This is a genomic window from Lentisalinibacter sediminis, from assembly GCF_040706615.1.
Classification (GTDB): domain Bacteria; phylum Pseudomonadota; class Gammaproteobacteria; order Steroidobacterales; family Woeseiaceae; genus Lentisalinibacter; species Lentisalinibacter sediminis.
Genome location: NZ_JAPDRF010000008.1, coordinates 102,741 through 123,638 on the forward strand (window position 1 = coordinate 102,741; position 20,898 = coordinate 123,638).

Genomic DNA, 20,898 nt, shown 5'->3' on the forward strand with positions numbered 1-20,898 from the left:
ACGGGCCAGCCCGGAGCCGCCCCATGTCACTAGCCGCCAATCCCGCCTCGCTCGCGCTGCTGGTGCTGACCCTCGCGGTCAGCCTGGCGGGCCTGTACGCCAACCCGCGCATCATCGAGGCGAACCTGTTCCGGCCCGCCCGGCTGCGCCGCGGACGCGACTGGCACACCGCCGTCACCAGCGGCTTCATCCACGGCGACGTCCCCCATCTCGCCTTCAACATGATCACGTTCTTCTTCTTCGGCCTGCCGCTGGAGCGACATATCGGCACCGTCCCGTTCGTGATTCTCTATGCAATCGGGCTGCTGGCGAGCCACGCGGGCACCTTCGTGAAGCACCGGGAAAACCCCGCCTACGCCTCGCTGGGCGCCTCGGGCGCCATCTCCGCGGTGCTGTTCGCCTTCATCGTCTACTTCCCGACCTATTCGATCTTCATCCTGCCGCTGCCGGTGCCAATACCGGCGCCGCTGTTCGCGGTGGCCTACGTCGTCTACAGCTGGTATTCCGCGCGGCGCGCCACGGGCCGGATCAACCACGACGCCCACCTCTGGGGCGCGCTGTCCGGGCTGGTCTTCGTTGCCGTCACCGATCCCGCTGCCTGGCAGCGGCTGTTCGCCATGCTGGGCTGATGCGCCCGCTCGATTTCCCGCGCTACTCGAGGAAGCGCTCGCGCAGCAGACCCAGATCCGCATCATCCAGCCCGAGCGCTGCGCGGAGGTAGGCCTCCGTGTCGCCGTAGCGCCGGTCGATCTCCTCGAAGGCCGCGGTGAGATAGTCCTCGTGGACGGAGCAGAACGGCGCCACCACCTGGTCGTCCCACGGCCCCGCCAGCGAGTCCTCGATGGTCTGCCGGATGCGAGCGAGGATCTCGTCGGGCGGATAATAGGCGGAGGACAGCAGGTAGTCCTCGAGGATGTCCTCCCGGGGCACCTCCAGGGCACCGAGCAGCAGGGCCGCGGCGATGCCCGTGCGGTCCTTGCCGACCATGCAGTGGATGACCACCGCATGCTCGTCAGCGGTGGCCAGCAGTTTCAGCAGGCGGCCGAAGCGCTCCGCGAACCCGGTAACGTAGCTGCGGTAGGCGTCCACCATCATGTCGTGAGTGGATTCGCGGGTGGCCGTTCCGGCCTGCAGCCGCCTGCGGTAGCGCTTCGTGCTGCCGACGTCGATGTCGAAATGGTGGCTGCGGACTCCCGGCGGGATCCGATTGGCATACGCCTCGGATTCGCCGGTGCGCCGCAGGTCGAACACCTCGCCGATGTTCAGCGCGGCGAAGCGTTCGCGGTCGGCAGTCGTCAGCCAGCCGAGGTGGCTGCTGCGGAATGCGCGGCCCCAGGCGACGCGCCGGCCCTCGGCCGTGGAGTAACCACCGAGGTCGCGAAAATTCGGCGCCCGCTCGAACGGGATCAGGCGGGGCGGTTCCTTGGGCGATGCGGCGGTCCGGGTCATGAGCGTTTCGGGCAATGGAATCATCCGCTATTTTGCCACGCCCGCCTGACACTGCATGCCGAGCGCGGACCTGTCGAAAAAAGAAAAGGCGGACCCGGCAGCCGGATCCGCCTCCGTCCGATCGGCCTGTCCGATGCAGTGGCGGCAGGATAGCCGCCGCCTGCTCAGGTCAGATCGACGACCTTCGCCCCTTTGGCGGCGCGCGCAACGGCCTGGATACCGTTGTCGCGGCTCGACTCCGACTCGTAATTCTGGCTGGTGCCGATGACCTGGTGGTTCTTCGCCTTCATGTTGAAGCGGAATTTGCCCGTGGGAGTCGTGTTCTTGACGAAGCAATTGGCGTCGCCGCAGTTCTTCTGCACGGACTCCGCGCCGTTCATGGCGCTCGACTTCGACTTGTAACCCTCGCTCGCGAGCAGATTCTCCCCGTTGCCCGCCACCAGACGGAAACGATACTCACCCTTCTTGTCTTTGTAGATCTCGAATTTGCCAGCCATTGCCTGTTCCTTCTCCGGTTTTTGGTTGTCCGAGCGGACGAATATACCATCAAACCGGCGGCTGTCAGATGAATGGCCGCAGGGTCAGCCGGCCTGCTGCTGGACGGCCGTGCCCGTCGTGCCGACCTCGCCACCCTCACAATAGCGGCGCGACCAGGCGATGGCGGAGCGGCAGAACGGGCTGCCGGCGACGTCGATCTCGAAGACCGGGGCGTACTGGCGCAGCTTGTCCGCGCCCGCCGCGACGAGCCTGCCGGCGAATTCGGCATCGACCTCGACGCTGGGCGAGAATCGCTCCACCAGCCGGACCAGAGCCGCGTCCTGGGCCTCGTGTTCGTCCCTGCCGGCCACGTCGCAGAGTTCCTCGGCGAATATCGCGATGTCCCGCAGCCGGTCCGCCTCCGAGGCCGGCTCCTCCGGCTCGTCGTTGGGCAGCCCGCGGATTACGTCGATGATGGCGTCCGGGAGTTTCCAAACCCGGGCGACGGCGGCGCCGAGATCCTCGTAGCTCACACCGAGCACGCCCCGGGACGCGGCCATCTTCGACAGCTGGCGGGTCACCATGAGACGGCAGATCTCGCCGTGCTCCTCGGGGAAGTAGTAGATCACCAGATTCTCGCCGAGGTTGCGGAACAGGCCGTAGATGAACGCCTCCTCGGCCCCGGCGAGTCCCCGGCGCCGCGCCAGGTGGCGGGCCATGAGCCCGCACATGAACGAGCGGGTGGTGGCGTCTTTCAGCTCCGGGCTGCCCTGCATGCGACCGAAGAAGGTGAGGCTGTTGGCGATCATGCGCACCTTCTCGAAGCCGAGCAGCATCACCGCGTGGGAGATGCTGGTGACCTCGCTGGCGATGTGGCCGTAGAAGGCGGAGTTGACCAGCTTCAGTAGCTTGCTGGTCAGTGCGTAGTCGCGCAGGATCACGTTGGCGAGCTTCTCCGCCGGTGCGTCGCTGCCGCTGGCGGTGAGCCGGTTGATGTCCACCAGGGTGCGCGAGATGGTCGGGAAGTCCTGCTTGCGCTGCATCCGCCTGAGCAGAAATTCCACCGTGCTGTGCGACTGGGACTGCGCTTGTTCGCCGAGGCCCGACTCCTGCAGGAACAGCCGGAACGCCTCGCGCATGGCGCCGGCATCCCGGTAGCGGGCCGCCGGGTCTTTCTCCAGCGCCCCCTTCAGGAAGGCCGCGAAGAGTTCCCCGGCCGGCCAGCCCTGCAGCGGCGACATGTCCACGGGCCGCTCGCAGAGCTGGTGGATGATGGCGGGCGCGGAATCGCCCTGCATCGCCGGACGACCGGCGACGACTTCGTAGAAGGTGCTGCCCAGGGCGAACACGTCGGTCGCCGGCCCGAGTTCGCCGCCGCGGAAGTGCTCCGGCGCCATGTAGCGCAGTGTGCCGGTGGCCGTTTCCTTGCTGCGCCTGACCCGGCCCACCACCTGGGACAGTCCGAAGTCCATGATGCGGGGCCGTTCGTCCTTGTCCAGCAGCACGTTGCGGGGGTTGAGGTCGAGATGGATCACGTCCTCCTCGTGGGCCGCCGCGACGCCGTCCAGGATGGGGCCGACCAGTGCACATACCCGCTCCAGCGGCAGCGCGCCGTGCTGACTCAGGATGTGGCGCAGCGTCTTGCCCTGCACGTACTCGAACACGAGGTACGGCAGCCCCTTGTACTCGCCGGCGTCGTAGATGAAGACGATATTCGGGTGGCGCAGCCGACTCGCGATGCGACCCTCCAGCGGGGTGCGACCGTCCTCGTCGACGGCTGCGAGCTCCGGGTTGCTGGCGCTCAGCAGTTTGACGGCCACCAGCCGCTCCAGCGACGGGTCGTGCGCGAGGTATACCGACCCCTGGGCGCCGCGGCCCAGACGCTGCTTCACCTCGAATCGGCCGATACGTTGTTGTTGCTGTTCTTCCATGCTGCCCCGGCTGCCGGTCCCCGACGGCTTGTCAATCGTCTTTCGTCGCCTCGCAGAGAATCTTAGCGGCCGCTCAGTACCGGACCTGAGAAGTGAGTCGCGAAACCGTGACCCAGTTCCACTGCGGCGGCCGGCGCGCTTCTGTGCCGCGGATCACACCACCGCCGCGCCCGATTATGTAGGGTGGCCGCAACAACCGAGACGGAGAGCCCGCGAGTGATGCCGACATCCACCGATGCCAGCGGCGAGACGACGCGCCTGCAGCTGTTCCATTCCCTGCGGATGCTGGACACGCCGGAGGACGAGCGCTTCGACCGGGTGACCCGGCTGGCAAAGCGCCTGTTCGGCACGCCGGTGGCCCGGGTGCGCCTCGACGGCGAGCGCGCCGCCATCGACGGCGAGCCGGCGGCATCGGACCCGACGGCCACACTGGCCGCTGACGACGTCTTCGTCGTCCACGACACGACGGCGGATCCCCGCTACGCGGATCACCCGCTGCTCGCCGACGGCACCGCCTTCCGCTTCTACGCCGGCTATCCGCTGTGCGCGGCGAGCGGCTCCCGGGTGGGCACCTTCTTCACCGTGGACAGGGTGCCGCGGCTGTTCTCCGTGGAGGACATGGAGATGCTGTGCGAACTCGGCGAGATGGTGGAGGCGGAGCTCGAGAACATGACCCTGGCGGTCACGGACGAGCTCACGCAGCTCGCCAACCGGCGGGGCTTCCTGCGCACCGCGGAGCGCCTGATGCGTCTGTGCGCCAACCACGACAAGCCGGCTGCGCTTCTGGTCATCGACCTGGACGGACTGAAGGAGATCAACGACGCCCACGGCCACGAGCAGGGCGACCGGGCCATACGCACCTTCGCCCGGCTGCTGCTGAAGTCGTTCCGCCACTCCGACGTGGTGGCACGCCTGGGCGGCGACGAGTTCTGCGTGTTCGCGGCGGACATTTCCGCCGGGGACCTGGCCGCGCCGCTGGAGCGGCTGGCCCGTCGGGTGACGGAGTGCAACGCGGAACCCGGGCAGGACTATCGACTGGCCTACAGCGTCGGGCGTCTCCTGTTCGACCCGGACCGCCACGGCGATCTCGATGCCATGCTGCGCGAGGCCGACGCGCTCATGTACGCGCAGAAGCGGAGCAAGCGCTCGCCATGACGGCCTTCAGGCTGTCGCCGAGCAATCCCTTGATTCGACCCCAGCGGCGGCCGCCGGCCGCCGCGATGTCCTGGCAGACCTCCAGCTCGATGCCGACATAGCACCCGGCGGGGAAACGCCGGCGCAGCCGGGTCACCAGGCCGTCGGCCACGCCCCGGTAGGGGTAATTGCGCCGCACGCGCAGGCCGGGCTCGGTCTGCAGCAGGGACTGCCACTGGCCGCAGAGCGCTACCTCCCGTTCTCGCCCGGGGTCGTAGAGCAGGCCCACGTCCGCGTTCCTCTCCCGCCCGTCCAGCACCCGGGCAAAACTGTGTACAGAGACGTGCAGCGCCGTGTGACCGGTATCTATGGCGCGTGCGACGTCGGCCTCCACCGCCTCGCGGTAGGGCCGATAGTAGCGCTCGAGCAGCTGCTCCCTCTCGGCGGCCGGCAGGGTGCGGCTGAATTCGGAGAAGCGCCCCGGGTGGCCGGGCGAGCGATTGCAGTCGACCAGCAGCCGGGTCACTCGCGCCCGGTGCGGCCGTACGCCGGTGCGGCGCGCGAGATAACCGGTCAGCTCCGCGGTGCCCGGATCCACGGCGCGGTGACTCGACAGCACCTCGTCTGCGCCGCGGAACAGCCCCGCATAGCGCGCCGGCACCGCCGCCGTGCCGTGCTCGCTGGTCAGGACGAGACGGGGCTCAGGGGACAAAGCCATGGCCGGCGGCGAGGCAGTCGGCGAGCTGGCGATAGACTTCCCGCAGCTCGCTGCGGCCGGGCTCGGGCGGCAGCGCCCTGCGGATACGGCTCGCCAGCGTGCCGTGACGCAGATACAGCTCGAGCGGCTCCTCGGACGCGGGCAGCAGCCAGCCGCGGGCGCTCAGGTCTTCGGCCAGCCGGCCCCACAGGTGGCTCACTGTCTCCGAGCTGCCGTCGTAGCCGAAGCAGCGCAGGAAACGGGAGTCCGTGATCTCGAGCGTCTCCGCCCGCTCCTCGGTCAGCGCCAGCAGCCGCACGAGGTCGGCCTGGGGCCACGCTGCGATTGTCGCCAGCGGCGCCCAGGTCTCCTCCACCAGCGCGCGGATCACGCCGGCGGCGAGATCGGCGATCGCGAGGTCGGCCGCCGGACACTCCTGACTGTCGATCACGCGGATCTCGATGGCCATGCGGTCGAAACGGGCGATGGCGCCGCGTGCGTTCACCCACTCGTGGCGCAGCACGCCTTCGGGGTCCAGCGGCGCGAGGTCGCCGTAGATCCGCTCCAGTATTCGCTCGCGATAGTCGCCCGGGCCCGCGACCGGCTCGGGCACCACATGGCCGGTCACCGAGGGCACGCGGGCGCAGTTGCTGCGATAGACGCGCAGCCGGTTGTCCCGGCGCTCCGTCACGAAGCCGTCGATGACGGGCGAGCTGGCCGCCACACCGGGCAGCAGCGGCAGCACCAGCCTCACCGCTGCGTGCAGCGCCGCGAATTCCCGGTCGCCGCGGAAAGGCAGGTTGACCTGCATGCTCTGCAGGTTGCCCCAGCCATGGCCGCGGCAGTCGAAGATGCGGTCGAAAGCGCGGTAGATGTCGCGCTGCCCGTGGGGCCAGAGCCGGATGTCGGTGGCGGGCTCCAGCCAGGGATGCATGGCCCCCGGCAGCAGGCGCATACCGCGGCCCGACAGTATCTCGCCGGCGCGGGCGACGTTCGCCTGGAAATCACCGGCCACCCCGTCCAGGGACTTCACCGGCCCGTTGGTCTTGAACTCCACGACGTGCATGGCCAGTTCGTTATTCCAGGCGATGGCGCCGTTGTCGTACTCGTCCGTGAGCTCGCCCGCAGCCTCGGTGAGCAGCCAGTCGCAGACCGGCGCCGGATCCAGGCTGGCCGCATCCGCGATCATGTATTCGATCTCGATGCCGTAGCCCTCGAACAGGCCCAGCGTGTCCCGATCAGCCATTGGTGCGGCTCCGCTTGCGGGCTTCCACCCGCGCCAGGAAGACGGCCATGATGCGGTCGTAGAGCTGATCGCCGAGCACGGCGTCCTCGACGCCGCCGTCGAGGCTCGGGTTGTCGTTCACCTCGATCACGTAGCAGCGCTTCCCGGTCTGCTTCACGTCCACGCCGTAGAGGCCGTTGCCGATGGCGTTGGCCGCCCTCAGCGCGATGTCCGTGACCTCCGCGGGCACGTCGTCGACGGGCATCGTATCCCAGCGTCCCGAACTCACCCGCCCGGTATCCGAGCGCTGGTAGATCTGCCAGTGCCGCTCCACCATGTAGTAGCGACAGGCGAACAGTGGCTGGCGGTCCAGCACGCCGATCCGCCAATCGAAGTCCGTCGGCAGGAACGCCTGGGCCACGACCAGGTCGGACTTCTCGAACATGGCCTTCAGGGCGGCGTCCAGCTCCGCCGCATCGTCGGCACGGGTGACGCCGGCCGAGAAACTGGAGTCCGGCTGCTTCAGCACGCAGGGGAAGCCGAGACCGTCGGCGATGGCCGCCGCGTTCTTGCGGCTGACGATCAGCGTCTTCGGCGTCGGCACGCCGAGCCGGCGCATCATCTCGGCGAGGTAGACCTTGTTCGTGCAGCGGATGATGGAGATGGGGTCGTCGATGACCACCAGCCCCTCCAGCTCCGCGCGCCGGGCGAAACGGTAGGTGTGATGGTTCACGCTGGTGGTCTCGCGGATGAACAGCGCGTCGAATTCCGCCAGGCGGCCGAAATCGTCCCGCCCGATCAGCTCCACGTTGAATCCGGCCCGGCGGGCGGCGCGCGTGATGCGGCGCAGCCCCTGCGCATCGGACGGCGGCGACGCCTCGTCGCCGTTCACGAGCACCGCCAGGTCATAGCCGCCCGGAATCTCGCGCCGGCGGCTCGGCCTGCGCCGGGCGAAGTGGGCCTCTATGGACTCCAGCAGGAAGTCCCGGTGGGACTCCGGGATCTCGCCCACCGGTACCGCGCGCACGTTCTCCAGCAACCACTTGCCATCGCGGCGGCGGAACGAGGCCCGGATCAGCGGCGCCGGGAACAGGTTGAACAGCGCCCTGGCCAGCCGCTCGTGGCGCCGCGCGATGTTGCGGCCGAAGTACACGCTGAGCGTGAACTCCTCCGACTCCAGGGTGTGCAGGCTGCGCTGGATGGTCGCATCCAGATCGTCGCTCGCCAGACGCGGCAGTGTGCGCGTCTTCAGGTCCTGGATGGTAGCCACGTCAGGCAGCGGCCGCTGCCCGCGGGCCGTCGCCAGCAGCGAGACGTAGTAGCCGTATTGCTGGTAGCGGTAGGAGGCGCAGAGGTTGAAGACGCGCAGGCCGCGGCCGCGGCTGAACTCCTCGGCCGTGAGATAGGTGAGCGCATCCACCACCCGGGCCCCGGCGATCTCCCCGGGCCAGTGCTCGCGGTCGTCGACGACGATCAGGTTGGTCACGGCCGCTTGCCCCGCGGACGGATGACCAGCAGGTTGGCGTCGTAGGTGGCGATACCGAGAAACACGGCGCCGATCAGGCGGCGGATATCCACCGGGTAATAGCCGTCCGCGGAATAGGGGTTGGCCCGGTAGGGATCCGCCACCTTCACCTGGCGGGCGCGCCGGTCGTAGCCCGAGAGCACCACGAAGTGGCCGCAGGGCTCGCCCCGGATGTCGTCCGCGGCCATCGTGTCCGGGATCTCCCGGGCGCTGCGGTACAGGTAGGTGGCGCTGAGCCCGGTCATGATCGGCACCCCCTTCTTCAGGTAACGGCGGATCAGGCTGGTCGTGAGGTCCTCGTAGCACACCTTTCCGCCGAGTTCGAGGAAGCGCAGATAGCCCGCTGTCGCCGCCTGCAGCCGGCCGTCGCGCTTTACCTCGCACTGGCGGCGCAGCCTCTCGACCAGCGCATCCGCGCCGGCAGGGAACCAGGACGGATCGAAGACGTGCAGGTTGTAGGTGAAGATGGTCACGTCGTAGCCGCGGGCGAGAGCATGATTGGCGAGAAACACGTCGAGAGTGCCACCGGCCGGCAGCATACGGACCTCGGCCAGCAGACGATCGAGTCCGATGGGGTCTTCCCAGTAGGCGTAGATGGCGTGCAGGCAGGTAGGCCCGCAGGTCAGGTCGTCTGGCTGGGGTACGATTTCGAGTTGGAGGTTGGTTGCCAATGCGGCGAGTCGACCGGCCGCGGCGCGGCGCCGAGGGACGCTAGCATACGCCGAATACGGCCGCCGTAAAGAGCGCGGTTCAGCCCCTCCCCGGCCCCCCGCCAGGTGCCGCCAAAGAACGCCCACTCGCGCCTCATCGCAGCCTCCCCGGGCCGCACCGTCAGTCGGTCTCGATACTGGCCAGCATGACGGTACGGGCGGCCAGGATGTGGTATCGCATGGCAGATTCCGCCCATTCCGGATTCCGCTGCCGGATGGCTTCGACCACGACGCGATGCTGGTCGAGACTCTGCTGCAGATAGTCGAGGCTGTAGCGCCCCAGAGCCTGCGCCAGGAGGGGTACGCCCACCACTTGCTGCAGCGCGGCCGACAACCGGGGGCTCTCGGCCAACGCGACGATCCGGGCATGCAGCCGGCCGTCGAGGTTCATGTAGTCCGAGCGGCAGCGTTCATCACCGCGCTCCAGCACCTCGCCCATGGCATCGACGATGTCCTCCAGCGCCGATATGCCCGCCGCATCGGCCTTCTGCGCAGCCAGCTTCGCGGCAAAACCCTCGATCACGGCGCCGAGGGCGAAGATCTCCTCCACCTCCGCGGCGTCGACCTGCCTGACCACCCCGCCGCGACGAGGCTCGATCTGCACCAGACCGTCTGCTTCGAGCCGCCGCAAAGCCTCGCGCACAGGCGTGCGGCTCACCTCCAGATCGGCGCAGAGCTCACGTTCCTTGAGCCGGGCACCCGGCGGATAGTCCCCGCTGAAGATACGGTCCCGCAGCATGCGGTAGGCTTTATCCGATGCCGCCTTCATGACCTGGTTTCCTCCTTTGTGCGTCGCGCCAGGATCTCCTCCACCCGCGCGGCCGTCGCCAGCAGGCGAGCGTCGCGGAAACGCCCGGCCACCAGCTGGATGCCCACCGGCAGCCCCCCCGCGCCGCTGAACCCGGGCAGCGTGACCGCCGGCGCGTGCAGGCCGGTCCAAAGCCGGTTGAACACGGCATCGCCGGTGGAGGCGAGGCCGGCGGGCGCCTCGCCGGGTACCGCCGGTACCAGCCAGGCGTCGTCATCGGCCATGGCCTCGTCGAAGCGCGGCCGCAGGCTGCCGAGGTAGTCCCCCGCCCAGGCGAGCGCGGCGCCGTCGATGCCGCGGCTGTTCTCTACCTCCGCCACGAACTCCGCGTGCAGCTTGTGCGGCCAGCGCAGGTACTCCGACAGGAATGCCGTGCGGCCTTCCCCGTGCATGATGATGTCCTGGGCCTCGTTCAGACGCTCGGCGCCGGCGGGGCCGTCGACATCGCGCACCTCGATGCCCGCGCGGCGCAGCGCGGCCGCCGTCTCTTCCAGCGCGCGGCGGGTATCGGGACCGGCGGCGTCCCAGTAGGGGGTGCGCCAGAAGCCGATGCGCCCCACGGGCTCCGTATCGCCACCGCCGTGCCCGTCGCCGCGCCTGTCGATGCGGAACGCGCGGGCGACCAGCGCCAGATCCGCCACGCTGCGGGCCATCCAGCCGATCGTATCGAGGCTCGGCGCGTACGGCTTCATGCCCTCCACCGGCACCGTGCCGAAGGTGGGCTTCATGCCGGCGACGCCGCAGAACGCGGCCGGCCGGATGGTCGAGCCCCCGGTCTGCGTGCCGAGAGCGAGCGGCGCCATGCCGGCGGCCACCGCCGCCCCGGAGCCGGAGGACGAGCCGCCGGGCGTATGGCCGTGGTCGTGGGGATTCACCGTCTCCGCCGTACGTCCGAGGGAGGCGAATTCCACGGTCTGGGCCTTGCCCAGGATCACGGCGCCTTCCGCCCGCAGTATCGCAACGCACGCCGCGTCCCGGGACGGCCGATGACCGGCATACAGCGGCGAGCCGTATTCGGTCGGCATGTCCGCCGTATCGATGACGTCCTTGACGGCCACCGGCACGCCGCGCAACAGCCCGCCCGGGGAGACCTCGTCGATCTCCCGCGCACGCTCCCGCGCCGGTTCCGCCCCGACGTGGGCGAATGCATGAATCTGCCCCTCACTGCCGTCGATCACTGCCAGGCAGGCCTCGACCGCTTCGGTCGCGGTGAGCTCGTTCGCCGCGATGGCGCGCACGATATCGGTGGCGGTCGGCAGATCGGTCATGGGCGGCGGCAGGTCATGGTCTGCGATCGGGCAGGTCTTGCGGGAAGGCCGGGAGTATACGCCGGGCGGGCGGGGGATAAAAAAATGGCCGGCGCCGGGAGAAACCCGACGCCGGCCGTGGTACCGCGGCTGACGGTACGCAGAGGAAAGGCTATTCCGGCACGACGTTCACCTGATAGAGCGTGAGCGTGCCGCTCACCTCGTTCCCGACCACGATCAGGTCGTTGCCGCTCGGGCTGTCGGCCGCCGGAATGAAGATGATGGCTTCCGGCGCGAGGTCGCCGGCCGCGGGATTGCTCTCATCGATGCCATCGCCGTCCGTGTCGCCGAGGCTGGGCTCCTCGGCGAAGTCCCGGTCGATGCGGTACTCGACGAAGCGCGGGCTCTGCGGATTCGAGACGTTGTAGACCATGATGCCGCCAATCCGCTCCAGGCCGATGAAGGCGAAAGTGGCCCCGCCGATGTTGCCGACGGCCACCGCCTCCGGCTCCGGTCCCTTCGCGTCGCTGCGGGTATCCCGGTCGTTCTCGTCGTTGTCCGCATTGAAGTGAGCGGGCAGCCGGTTCGCGGTGATGCGCTCGAAGTCGTTGCCGCTGTCGTAGAGCAGCGCGCCGGTGGCGCCGTCCCAGATGGCGAACGAGCGCGCGCCGATGGAATACAGCACGTCCACGTCGCCGTCGTCGTCGATATCCCCGTCCGCCGTGGAGGTGAGCAGGCGGCCGAGATTTTCGTCCAGCTGCAGGGTGGCGGCATCCGGGAAGGCCGTCGGGTCAAGGGTGAGATCGCCGATGCGGGCTTCTTCCGAGTAGCCGTCGTAGTCGCGGGTATCGCCTTCGTTGGCGGTCACCAGCAGCGTCTGCCCCTGGAACTCGTAGGTGGCGATGGTATCCGGCATGTACCAGCCGTTTACCGGCCAGTTGCGGATGTTGATGCCGCCGTCCCGGTCGCTCGCGTCCAGTTCGTTGCCGATGACGCCGTGATCCTTGGCGCCCAGCGCGACGATGGCGGCAATGGCAGGCGTGGCGAGGTCGACGACCGCCACCGCATTGTTCTCCTGCAGCGTCACGTAGGCTGTGGCGCCGTCCGGCGCGATGGCCACGTACTCGGGTTCGAGATCCTGGGCCACGCTGGCACCGGGTCCGAAGATGCGCACAGACGGGTCCAGTTCCGCCGCGCGGCTGCCGCCGGCGTTGAAGTCGGTGAAGCCGAGTTCGGTCACCGTGGCGCCGGCCACGCCGGCGGACAGGTCGATCACCGAGATCGAGCCCTCCGGGTCCACCGAATAGTCGTCCAGAGGCTCGCCCTCGTTCGCGACCACGGCCACCGAGGCGTCCGCGCTCAGCGCGATGGAGTCCGGCAGGAAACCGACTTCGTAGGCAGCGAGGAAACTCTGGTCGGAGGCCTGGAAGAAGGCGGCCACGCCACGCTCGTCGCCGGCATCGGCGGCGATGGCCGCGGTGATCACGCCGTTGGCGACCGCGACGCTGTTCACCGAGCCGAGCACGGTCGTGATGGAGGTGTTGGCAGCGACGGCGGCGCGGACGTCGATGGAGTCGACCAGCTGCGGCGCGCTCGGGGCCGCGATGTCGATCACATCTACCTGACCCGAGACCGCATTCACCTGGAAGATCCGGCTCGTGGGGGGATCGTAGGCAACGATCTCGGAAGCGCCCTCGTCGAAAAGCCCGCTCTCGTAGCGGCCGAGCAGCTGGAGGGTGATGGACGTGATGCCGTCCTGGCCATCCTGGCCATCCTGGCCATCCTGGCCGTCCGCGCCTGCGGGTCCGGCCGGACCGGCGGGGCCTTCGGGGCCGGCGGGACCGGTGGCGCCGTCGTCTCCCTCACAGCCCGCCAGGGCGAAAACGACCGCGAGCAGCGCCGTCACGAGCAGATTGCGATGTACCATGTCAGACCTCTTGTTGCTTGTTGTGAGCCGAAGGTCTGGCAACATAAGAGGCGGCCGCTACAGCCGGATTACGGCTGGGTTGCCGTAAGGTTAAGAATGAGAATGATTCCGGCGCGGAGTCCGGCCGGAATCGAATGGGGGAATCGATGAACAATTCACTGTCCGGGCGCCTCGCCGTGCCCGTCGTCATGGTCCTGCTCGCCGCGGGCTGCAGCGCCGATCAGGAAATCCCTTACAGCGAGGATGCCGACGCGGCCGGCGCGACCGCGCCGACGGCGGCTACCGCCGAGTCGAACCGGCGCGTCCTCGACGCGCGCCCGTTCGACAACGAGCGGGACTTCGAGCGGGCCCGCCGCGGCCTGATCGCCAGCGTCCCCGAGCTGCGCGTGGGCCCGGCGGAACGCCCGGTCTGGGACATGAGCGCGTATGAATTTCTGGAAGAGGCGGAATTCGATTCCATCAACCCCAGCCTCCGGCGCCAGGCACGGCTGAACAACATCCATGGCCTGTTCGAGGTCACCGAGGGCGTCTACCAGCTGCGCGGCTTCGACCTCTCCAACATGACGCTCATCGCCGGCGAGACCGGCTGGATCGTGGTGGACCCGCTGACGGCCACCGAGACCGCCGCGGCCGCCATGGCCTTCGCCAATGCCGAACTCGGCGAGCGGCCCGTCCGCGCCATCATCTTCACCCACAGCCACGCGGATCACTTCGGCGGCGTGCTCGGCATCACCAGCGCGGAGGAAGTCAGAGAGCAGGGCATCCGGGTCATCGCGCCGGAGGGCTTCCTGGAGGAAGCCACCAGCGAGAACGTGATCGCCGGCGTCGCCATGGGCCGGCGCGCGGGCTACATGTACGGCCGGCGTCTGCCCCGCAGCCCGCGCGGTCACGTGGGCTCGGGGCTCGGCAAGAGCCCGGCCTTCGGCACCATTGCCATCCTGGAACCCACCGAGATCGTGGACAGAACGCCCCAGGAGATGACCATCGACGGCGTACCGTTCGTGTTCCAGAACGCGCCCCACTCGGAGGCGCCGGCGGAGCTGACCTTCTATCTGCCGGAGCAGAAGGCCTGGTGCGGGGCGGAGATCGTCTCGCGCAACATGCACAACATCTACACGCTGCGCGGCGCGAAGGTGCGCGACGCGCTGCTCTGGAGCGGCTACATCGACGAGGCGCTGCAGCTGTTCGGCGAGGCCGAGGTGTACTTCGGCAGCCACCACTGGCCGGTGTGGGGCAACGGCGAGGTGGTGGAATTCCTGGAACAGCAGCGCGACCTGTACAAGTACATCCACGATCAGACGCTGCGCATGGCGAACGAGGGCAGCACGCCGAAGGAGATCGCCGAGGAGATCGCCCTGCCCGCCTCGCTGCAGCAATCGTTCGCCAACATGGGCTACTACGGCACGCTAAAACACAACGCCAAGGCGGTCTATCAGGCCTATTTCGGCTGGTACGACGGCAACCCGGCCAACCTGGACCCGCTGCCGCCCGTGGCCGCCGGCGAACGCTACGTGGACTACATGGGCGGCGCCGACGAATTGCTGCGCAAGGCGAGCGCCTCCTTTGACGAGGGCGACTACCGCTGGGTGGCGGAGGTGCTGAATCACCTGGTGATGGCGCAACCCGGGAATCCGGACGCCCGCGCCCTGCTCGCCCGCACCTACGACCAGCTGGGCTATCAGGCGGAGTCCGGCCCGTGGCGGGACGTGTACCTGTCGGCCGCCTACGAACTGCGGCACGGGCCGCCCGAACAGGGCATCTCGCTGGCCAACGCCATCGACCTGCTGCGCCACACGCCCACGGAGCGGTTTCTGGATGCCATGGCGGTACGGCTGAACGGACCGAAGGCGGCGGACGAGGAGCTCACCGTCAATCTGGTTTTCACGGATCTGGGCGAGACCTACGTGCTGGTGGTCGAGAACGGCGTGCTTCACCACTACCGCCGGGACGCGGACCCGGAGGCGAATGCGACGCTGAGCCTGACCCGGGACGCCTACCTCGGACTCGCCTCGGGTGCCATCGGCCTGACCGACCTGCTGACCTCCGACGACATCACGCTGGAGGGCAGCAAGCTCGACCTGGTGCGGTTCTTCAGCCTGCTGGAGCGGCCGGAGGGGACGTTCGACATCGTGACGCCCTAGTTCATGTAACCAGTCCGGGCAGCTAGTCCGGGTACCAGCTGCCGTCGGCTCGCGGCTTGATCCAGAGGTAGCTGTACCAGTAGTACGCGCCGGACTCGTCCCGGGCCGGGACCGTGCAGTTGAACTTGCTGCGCCCGGGTGAGAGTGCCGCCTGGGCGCGGATCGTCGCCTCGTCGTCCTGCCAGGTGATGCGCGCAGGCTCCTGCCCGGTGACGAAACAGCGCAGGCGCTCGCGGTCATAGGGGCCCGCGGGGATACGGACCCGCAGTTCGGGCGGACCGGCATCTGCCGCCAGCACGCGGCTGTCCGGCGCCAGCACGCGCACCGGCAGCGGCCGGCTGTCGAGCTTGTCCCCCAGTGAGTCCAGGTCCGCATAGGCGGTGGCTACGGGAAAGCGGGGCAGGTGGCGCCGATCCGACGCGGGGCCGACGGGTCCGGACTGCTGGCCGAAGGCCACGAGGCCGAGATCCGCCACGACGTTTTCCAGGTCCCGGTCGAATTCCCCGTACGGATAGGCGAAATAGGTGAGCGGCGCCTCCAGTTCGTCGGCGAGCCGCGACCCGGCATGGCGGATGTCGGCGGCCACGCGTTCGCGCCACTCGTCTGCGGACTCGCCCGGCTGGCGGCGGATCATGTGCCGGTGCGCGCGGCTGTGGTTGCCCACCGTCCCGCCGCGCCGCTCGATCTCGCGCAGCTGATCCCAGCTCAGATAGCCGCCGTAGTCGTCGTCGATGTAGTCCGTGCTGGCGAACACCGTGAAAGGCCAGCCCCGCCGCTCGAGACGCGGCAGTGCCTCCGTGTACACCGATTCGTACGCATCGTCGAAGGTGATGGCCACGGCATCCGGCGGCAGCGCAACGCCGTCTTCGATCGCGCTGACGATCGCCTCCAGCGGGACCACGTTGTAGTCGGCGAGATAATCCAGATGATCCTCGAAGGTCGCCGGCGTCACGCTGGTGGACGGTGGCGTGTCCCCGCTCACGTGGTGATAGAGCAGGATCACCGCATGCGCCTGCGACGCCGGATCGGCGGGCGTGGCCGTGGAATCCTCCGCATTGCAGGCGACCGAGACGAGCGCGAGCAGGACAACCGCGCAGCACCGCTGCGTACGCCGCCCGCGGCTACGCACCGGTCTGCTCCAGGTCGTTGTAGCGGATCAGCCCCTTGATCTCGTCCACGTAGGCCTGTCCCCGCTCCGAATAGCGTTGCAGCTGCTCGGCCAGCACCAGACCGGAGAGCGGCCTGCCCTGCGCCCGCAGGCCGGCGCGCACGCGGCGCAGTTCCCTGTAGCTCCGGTTCGTGTTGATATTGCGAAGATAGCTCGCTACGGACTCGCGGGGACTGTCGAAGGCCCGCACCTCGTGGCTGCGTTCGGCCGCCCGCGCCCGCGGCACCAGGCCGCAACCCGCCTCGTAGCACCACTCGCCGAAGAAGTTGTTGCCCTTGCGGGCGAAACGGGAAGTGCCCCAGCCGGATTCCTTGGCCGCCTGCGCCAGCGCGAGAGAGACCGGCACCACATCCACCCGGCGCAGCAGCGCCATGATCAGGGTGTCGTCTTCGTACTCTTGCGGGTCCAGCCCGTAGTCCTCGGCCAGGCCGTGCAGCCAGCGGCGATCCAGCCAGCCGAGCCCATCCTCGGCGGCCAGCTCCTCGAGGCGGCGTCTCTCCTCGAGCACCCGCGTGTTCTCGGCCTCGATGATTGGACGGAGGAACTCGAAGAAGCGCACCTTGCGCTCGGCGCCGGCCTCGTACTGGCGGAAATCCGGCACCCGGTCGCCGCTCAGCAGAAGGAACAGACCTGTGAACAACAGGACGGCGACGGCTGCGACGGCCGCCGCCACGAGCATCTCGCGTCCGGCGAGGGCGCGGCGCAGATTCTGTAGTCGATCACTGGAAAACATGGCAGGGATACTAACATCCGCTCCTTTCCGCCCCTGCAGGACGGCCGGTGAGGCGTTAAGGTGTCACCGGGGACGACACGGGAGCGATTAATAGGGAGCGAGCAATGGAACAGCATGACAAACCGCCGGCCGGCTACGACGACCTGCGTGCCCTCTTCGTCAACTGCACGCTGAAGCGCTCGCCGGAGCCCTCGCACACCGATCGGCTGATGGAAGCCTCACGGAACATCATGCGCGGGCAGGGCGTCGCGGTGGAGTCCGTGCGGGCCGTCGACCACCACATCGCGCCCGGCGTGCAGCCGGACATGACCGAGCACGGCCACGAGCGCGACGACTGGCCGGCGCTGTACGAGAAAGTCCATGCCGCCGATATCCTGGTGATCGGCACGCCCATCTGGCTGGGCGAGAAATCCTCCGTGTGCTCACGGGTGATCGAGCGGCTCTATTCCCAGTCCGGCGAGACCAACGAGAAAGGGCAGTACGTCTACTACGGGCGCGTCGGCGGCTGCATCGTCACCGGCAACGAGGACGGCGTGAAGCACGTGGGCATGGGCGTGATGTACGCGCTGCAGCACCTGGGCTATGTCATCCCGCCCCAGTGCGATGCCGGCTGGATCGGCGAGGCCGGACCCGGCCCGAGCTACGGCGATCCGTCAGAGGACGGACCGGTGGGCTTCGACAACGAATTCACCCAGCGCAACGTCACCTTCATGAGCTGGAATCTCATGCACCTGGCGAGGATGCTGAAGGAGGCCGGCGGCATCCCGGCGTACGGCAACCAGCGCAGCGCGTGGGAGGCCAGCGAACGCTTCGGCTTCGAGAATCCCGAGTACCGCTAGTCTGGCGCGGACGCATCGGCGCGCCCGTCCAGCGCCGCGGCCGTCTCGCGGATGACCTCGACGGCCAGATCCACCTCGCGCCGGTGGGTGCGCACGTTCAGGATGGCCAGCCGCAGCACGTTGTGCCCGCCGAGGCGCGTCGTGGACAGGTAGATGCGGCCGTCGGCCTGGATGCGTTCCGCCAGCCGGCGGTTGAATGCATCGGCATCGCCCACTCCGGGCACATAGCGAAACACGACGATGGACAGGTCCGGCTCCGGTCCCACCTCGAAGCCGGGCAGCCCCGTCATGCGTGCATGGAAATAGCGGGCGAGCAGCAGCTTCTCCTCGAGCGCGGCGCGGAAGGCGTCCACGCCGGCGAGCTTCAGCGGCAGCCACAGACGCAGCGCGCGGAAGTGGCGGCTCAGCTCCGGCGAGGCTGCCGCCGGCGAGAGTTCCATGGCCTCGCCGAAACCGCCCGTGTCCTGCATGTAGTTCGCAGTATAGGTATAGGCCTGCCGCAGCTTCTCGCCGTCGCGCACCAGCACCAGCCCGGTGCCGAACGGCAGGAACAGGCCCTTGTGGGGGTCGAGCACGATGGAGTCGGCCCGCTCCATGCCGTCAAGTCGGCGCTTGCCCTCGCCCGTGAGGGCGAAGGACGCGCCGTAGGCACCGTCCACGTGCAGCCACAGCCTTTCTCGTTCGGCGACGTCCGCGATGGCCGGCAGCGGATCCACCGCACCGGTATCCGTGGTACCGGCGGAGGCGACGACCAGCCAGGGCCGCAGCCCGTCGGCCCGATCCTGCGCGAGCTGCGCCTCCAGCGCGCCGACGTCCATTCGGTAGCGTGCATCCAGCGGGATGCGCCGCTGCACGCACTCGCCGACGCCGGCGATGGCCAGCGCCTTGTCGACGCAGTGGTGAGTCTGGGCCGTGAGGTAGACCACCGTGCGTTCGACGTCCCGCGCCCGGACGGCGCAGGCCTGCCGCGCCGTCACGATCGCCGACAGGATGGCGATGCTGCCGCCGGAGGTGAGGTCTCCGGCAGCGGATTGCGGATAGCCGATGAAATCCGCAACCCAGCGCAGCAGGCGGCGCTCCATTCTGACGGCGCCCGGGCTGGCGTAGGTCACCCCGGCGTACGGATTCGTCACGGCCGCCAGGTAGTCGCCGAGTGCCGCAGCGTACAGCCCGCTGCCCGGGATGAAGCCGAAGAAGCGGCCCACGGTCTCGTTCACGCCGGGCCGCTCGACCCCTTGGGCATAGGCGGCGAGTACGTGGTCGATCGGCGCCGGCTCATCGCCGAACGGCTCGTCGAGCACCGCGAGGTCGGCGGAGTCGGGCGTCGTGTAGGCGGGCATGGTACCCAGCCGCGTCAGATAGTCTTCCGCACGCTCGTTGACGGCGGTCAGGAGTTCGCCGCGTTCCTCGGCGGACGGGTGCAGCGCGGCGGCACGTGCCTCCAGCGCAGCGAGCTTGTCTGCGACGATCGGCATAGGTGAATGCTAACGTGCCCTGGTATCCGGAGTCGGAGATTCCGCCGGCGGCGTATCCTCTTGCGCAGATTCCTGCTGGCTGCGCTCCTGCACCGCCTCCTCCAGTGCTCGCTGCAGCCCGATGAGAGCGAGCAGCGCCAGCAGCGAAAGAACGACCACCATCAACAGCAATCTGGAATTCATGCTTCGAGTTTACCGTTTGCGCGCACTGCCGACTGCCCTAGAATCGACGGACTGACCGTAACCCCGCGAGACGGAACGAGGAATACCATGAAGAATTACCTGCTGCTGCCCGCCGCCCTGCTGCTTGCCGCCTGCGGCCAGCCCGAAGAGGCCTCGGCGCCCGCAACCGAGCCGACTGGCGAGCCGGAAGCGGCAGCGGAGACGGCGTCGCCCGAGCTTGCCGCGAAGCCCGCGCCCGAACGACTGGCGGAGATCCTGGCGGCCCAGCCCGAGGAGGTGCAGGCCCGCTACGAGCACCGCCATCCGCAGGAGACGCTGGCGTTCTTCGGCATCGAACCGGGCATGACGGTGGTCGAGGCGCTGCCCGGCGGCGGCTGGTACACGAAGATCGTGCTGCCCTATCTGGGCGCGGACGGCCGGGTGATCGGCGCCGACTACGCGCTGGAGATGTTCCCGCTGTTCGGCTTCTTCAGCGACGAGCAGATCAAGAAGAAGGAGACATGGGTGGAGGACTGGACCGCTCAGGCGGAAGGCTGGGCCGGCGATGACGGCGCCGCGGTCTCGGCCTTCGTGCTCGGCTCGCTGCCCGAGGAGATGAAGGGGACGGCGGATGCGATGCTGTTCATCCGCGCCCTGCACAACCTCGCCCGCTTCGAGGACGAAGGCGGTTACCTGACGGCCGCGCTCGCCGATACGTATGCGGTACTGAAGCCGGGCGGCGTCGTGGGCGTCGTCCAGCACGAGGCAAGGCCGGACATGCCCGACGAGTGGGCGGACGGCAGTGCGGGCTATCTCAAGCAGGCCTTCGTCATCAACGCTTTCGAGGAGGCCGGTTTCGAACTCGCCGCCGAGAGCGATATCAACGCGAACCCGGCCGACCAGCCGACCACCGAGGACGTGGTCTGGCGGCTGCCGCCGACGCTGGCCACCAGCCGGGAAGACCCGGAACTGCGGGAACAGCTGCAGGCGGTCGGCGAATCGAACCGCATGACGCTGCTGTTCCGCAAGCCGGCGGAATAGCCACGTGGGCGGGCCTTCGCGCCCGATCCCTGATGGGCATGTAGGAGGGCCGGGTAGGAGGGGCTTTAAGGAACCTCTAAAAACCCCGGCGTATTCCTGTCAAAATTGCGCGCAGGAGATTTGGCGCGAGGTGACGGGGATGCAGCCGGGTTTTTTCGATTTGGAAGATCGCTACGCGCTGCTGGAGGAGCTGGGCGATCCGCTGCCGA

Annotated in this window: 19 protein-coding genes; 5 read left to right on the top strand and 14 right to left on the bottom strand. The window is 68.6% G+C overall.

The features are described 5' to 3' along the window. Positions 1-23 precede the first annotated feature (23 nt). Positions 24-629 (top strand): rhomboid family intramembrane serine protease, encoded by a 606-nt coding sequence (locus tag ACJMKX_RS16970; protein ID WP_405228040.1) that lies wholly within the window; start codon positions 24-26, stop codon positions 627-629. Between the two features lie 22 nt (positions 630-651). Here the strand turns inward: ACJMKX_RS16970 and ACJMKX_RS16975 are convergent, their stop codons facing one another. The 3 genes from ACJMKX_RS16975 to ACJMKX_RS16985 all read right to left on the bottom strand — a co-directional run bounded on the left by ACJMKX_RS16975 (position 652) and on the right by ACJMKX_RS16985 (position 3,857). Further along, positions 652-1,449, bottom strand: a complete 798-nt coding sequence (locus ACJMKX_RS16975; protein WP_405228042.1) for a tyrosine-protein phosphatase — start codon at positions 1,447-1,449, stop codon at positions 652-654. Between the two features lie 164 nt (positions 1,450-1,613). Further along, positions 1,614-1,946 (bottom strand): YegP family protein, encoded by a 333-nt coding sequence (locus ACJMKX_RS16980; protein WP_405228044.1) that lies wholly within the window; start codon positions 1,944-1,946, stop codon positions 1,614-1,616. 84 nt (positions 1,947-2,030) lie between these two features. Next, positions 2,031-3,857, bottom strand: coding sequence for a protein kinase domain-containing protein (locus ACJMKX_RS16985; protein ID WP_405228046.1), 1,827 nt, complete (start codon positions 3,855-3,857; stop codon positions 2,031-2,033). A 219-nt stretch (positions 3,858-4,076) separates the two neighbouring features. Here ACJMKX_RS16985 and ACJMKX_RS16990 point away from each other — a divergent pair, with 219 nt between their 5' ends. Continuing rightward, on the top strand, positions 4,077-5,012 hold the full coding sequence (locus ACJMKX_RS16990; protein WP_405228079.1) for a sensor domain-containing diguanylate cyclase: 936 nt from the start codon (positions 4,077-4,079) through the stop codon (positions 5,010-5,012). Here the strand turns inward: ACJMKX_RS16990 and ACJMKX_RS16995 are convergent. The 7 genes from ACJMKX_RS16995 to ACJMKX_RS17025 all read right to left on the bottom strand — a co-directional run bounded on the left by ACJMKX_RS16995 (position 4,975) and on the right by ACJMKX_RS17025 (position 13,130). Next, on the bottom strand, positions 4,975-5,703 hold the full coding sequence (locus tag ACJMKX_RS16995; protein ID WP_405228048.1) for an N-formylglutamate amidohydrolase: 729 nt from the start codon (positions 5,701-5,703) through the stop codon (positions 4,975-4,977). The two genes, ACJMKX_RS16990 and ACJMKX_RS16995, sit on opposite strands and share 38 nt — an antisense overlap. Continuing rightward, a complete protein-coding gene (locus ACJMKX_RS17000) occupies positions 5,693-6,934 on the bottom strand; it encodes a carboxylate-amine ligase (RefSeq protein ID WP_405228050.1) in 1,242 nt (413 codons plus the stop codon). Before ACJMKX_RS17000 ends, ACJMKX_RS16995 begins: the two co-directional genes overlap by 11 nt. Then, positions 6,927-8,399 (bottom strand): RimK family protein, encoded by a 1,473-nt coding sequence (locus tag ACJMKX_RS17005; protein ID WP_405228052.1) that lies wholly within the window; start codon positions 8,397-8,399, stop codon positions 6,927-6,929. Before ACJMKX_RS17005 ends, ACJMKX_RS17000 begins: the two co-directional genes overlap by 8 nt. Next, the gene (locus tag ACJMKX_RS17010; protein ID WP_405228054.1) at positions 8,396-9,109 is read right to left on the bottom strand and encodes a C39 family peptidase; all 714 of its coding nucleotides are present in this window, start codon (positions 9,107-9,109) and stop codon (positions 8,396-8,398) included. Before ACJMKX_RS17010 ends, ACJMKX_RS17005 begins: the two co-directional genes overlap by 4 nt. 160 nt (positions 9,110-9,269) lie before the next feature. Next, the gene (locus tag ACJMKX_RS17015; protein ID WP_405228056.1) at positions 9,270-9,917 is read right to left on the bottom strand and encodes a GntR family transcriptional regulator; all 648 of its coding nucleotides are present in this window, start codon (positions 9,915-9,917) and stop codon (positions 9,270-9,272) included. Next, complete coding sequence (locus ACJMKX_RS17020; protein WP_405228058.1) at positions 9,914-11,224, bottom strand: amidase; 1,311 nt, start codon at positions 11,222-11,224, stop codon at positions 9,914-9,916. Before ACJMKX_RS17020 ends, ACJMKX_RS17015 begins: the two co-directional genes overlap by 4 nt. 151 nt (positions 11,225-11,375) lie before the next feature. After that, the gene (locus ACJMKX_RS17025; protein ID WP_405228059.1) at positions 11,376-13,130 is read right to left on the bottom strand and encodes a choice-of-anchor I family protein; all 1,755 of its coding nucleotides are present in this window, start codon (positions 13,128-13,130) and stop codon (positions 11,376-11,378) included. Between the two features lie 146 nt (positions 13,131-13,276). Here ACJMKX_RS17025 and ACJMKX_RS17030 point away from each other — a divergent pair, with 146 nt between their 5' ends. Continuing rightward, positions 13,277-15,271, top strand: a complete 1,995-nt coding sequence (locus tag ACJMKX_RS17030) for an alkyl/aryl-sulfatase (protein ID WP_405228061.1) — start codon at positions 13,277-13,279, stop codon at positions 15,269-15,271. Positions 15,272-15,293: 22 nt separating this feature from the next. Here the strand turns inward: ACJMKX_RS17030 and ACJMKX_RS17035 are convergent, their stop codons facing one another. Continuing rightward, complete coding sequence (locus tag ACJMKX_RS17035; RefSeq protein ID WP_405228063.1) at positions 15,294-16,400, bottom strand: polysaccharide deacetylase family protein; 1,107 nt, start codon at positions 16,398-16,400, stop codon at positions 15,294-15,296. Then, the gene (locus ACJMKX_RS17040; protein ID WP_405228065.1) at positions 16,393-17,172 is read right to left on the bottom strand and encodes a glucosaminidase domain-containing protein; all 780 of its coding nucleotides are present in this window, start codon (positions 17,170-17,172) and stop codon (positions 16,393-16,395) included. The genes ACJMKX_RS17035 and ACJMKX_RS17040 overlap by 8 nt, the downstream gene beginning before the upstream one ends. Positions 17,173-17,276: 104 nt before the next feature. On the opposite strand from ACJMKX_RS17040, the gene ACJMKX_RS17045 reads away from it, so the two are divergent. Further along, the gene (locus ACJMKX_RS17045) at positions 17,277-18,011 is read left to right on the top strand and encodes a flavodoxin family protein (protein WP_405228067.1); all 735 of its coding nucleotides are present in this window, start codon (positions 17,277-17,279) and stop codon (positions 18,009-18,011) included. Here ACJMKX_RS17045 and ACJMKX_RS17050 read toward each other — a convergent pair. Both ACJMKX_RS17050 and ACJMKX_RS17055 read right to left on the bottom strand, forming a co-directional pair. Further along, complete coding sequence (locus ACJMKX_RS17050; protein ID WP_405228069.1) at positions 18,008-19,486, bottom strand: pyridoxal phosphate-dependent decarboxylase family protein; 1,479 nt, start codon at positions 19,484-19,486, stop codon at positions 18,008-18,010. The genes ACJMKX_RS17045 and ACJMKX_RS17050 overlap by 4 nt on opposite strands. Before the next feature lie 9 nt (positions 19,487-19,495). Further along, the gene (locus tag ACJMKX_RS17055; RefSeq protein WP_405228071.1) at positions 19,496-19,669 is read right to left on the bottom strand and encodes a hypothetical protein; all 174 of its coding nucleotides are present in this window, start codon (positions 19,667-19,669) and stop codon (positions 19,496-19,498) included. Between the two features lie 87 nt (positions 19,670-19,756). Between ACJMKX_RS17055 and ACJMKX_RS17060 the strand changes: the two genes are divergently transcribed. Further along, positions 19,757-20,689 carry a class I SAM-dependent methyltransferase gene (locus tag ACJMKX_RS17060; RefSeq protein WP_405228073.1) on the top strand — a complete coding sequence of 311 codons (933 nt, stop codon included), beginning with the start codon at positions 19,757-19,759 and terminating at the stop codon, positions 20,687-20,689. Positions 20,690-20,898: the final 209 nt, after the last annotated feature.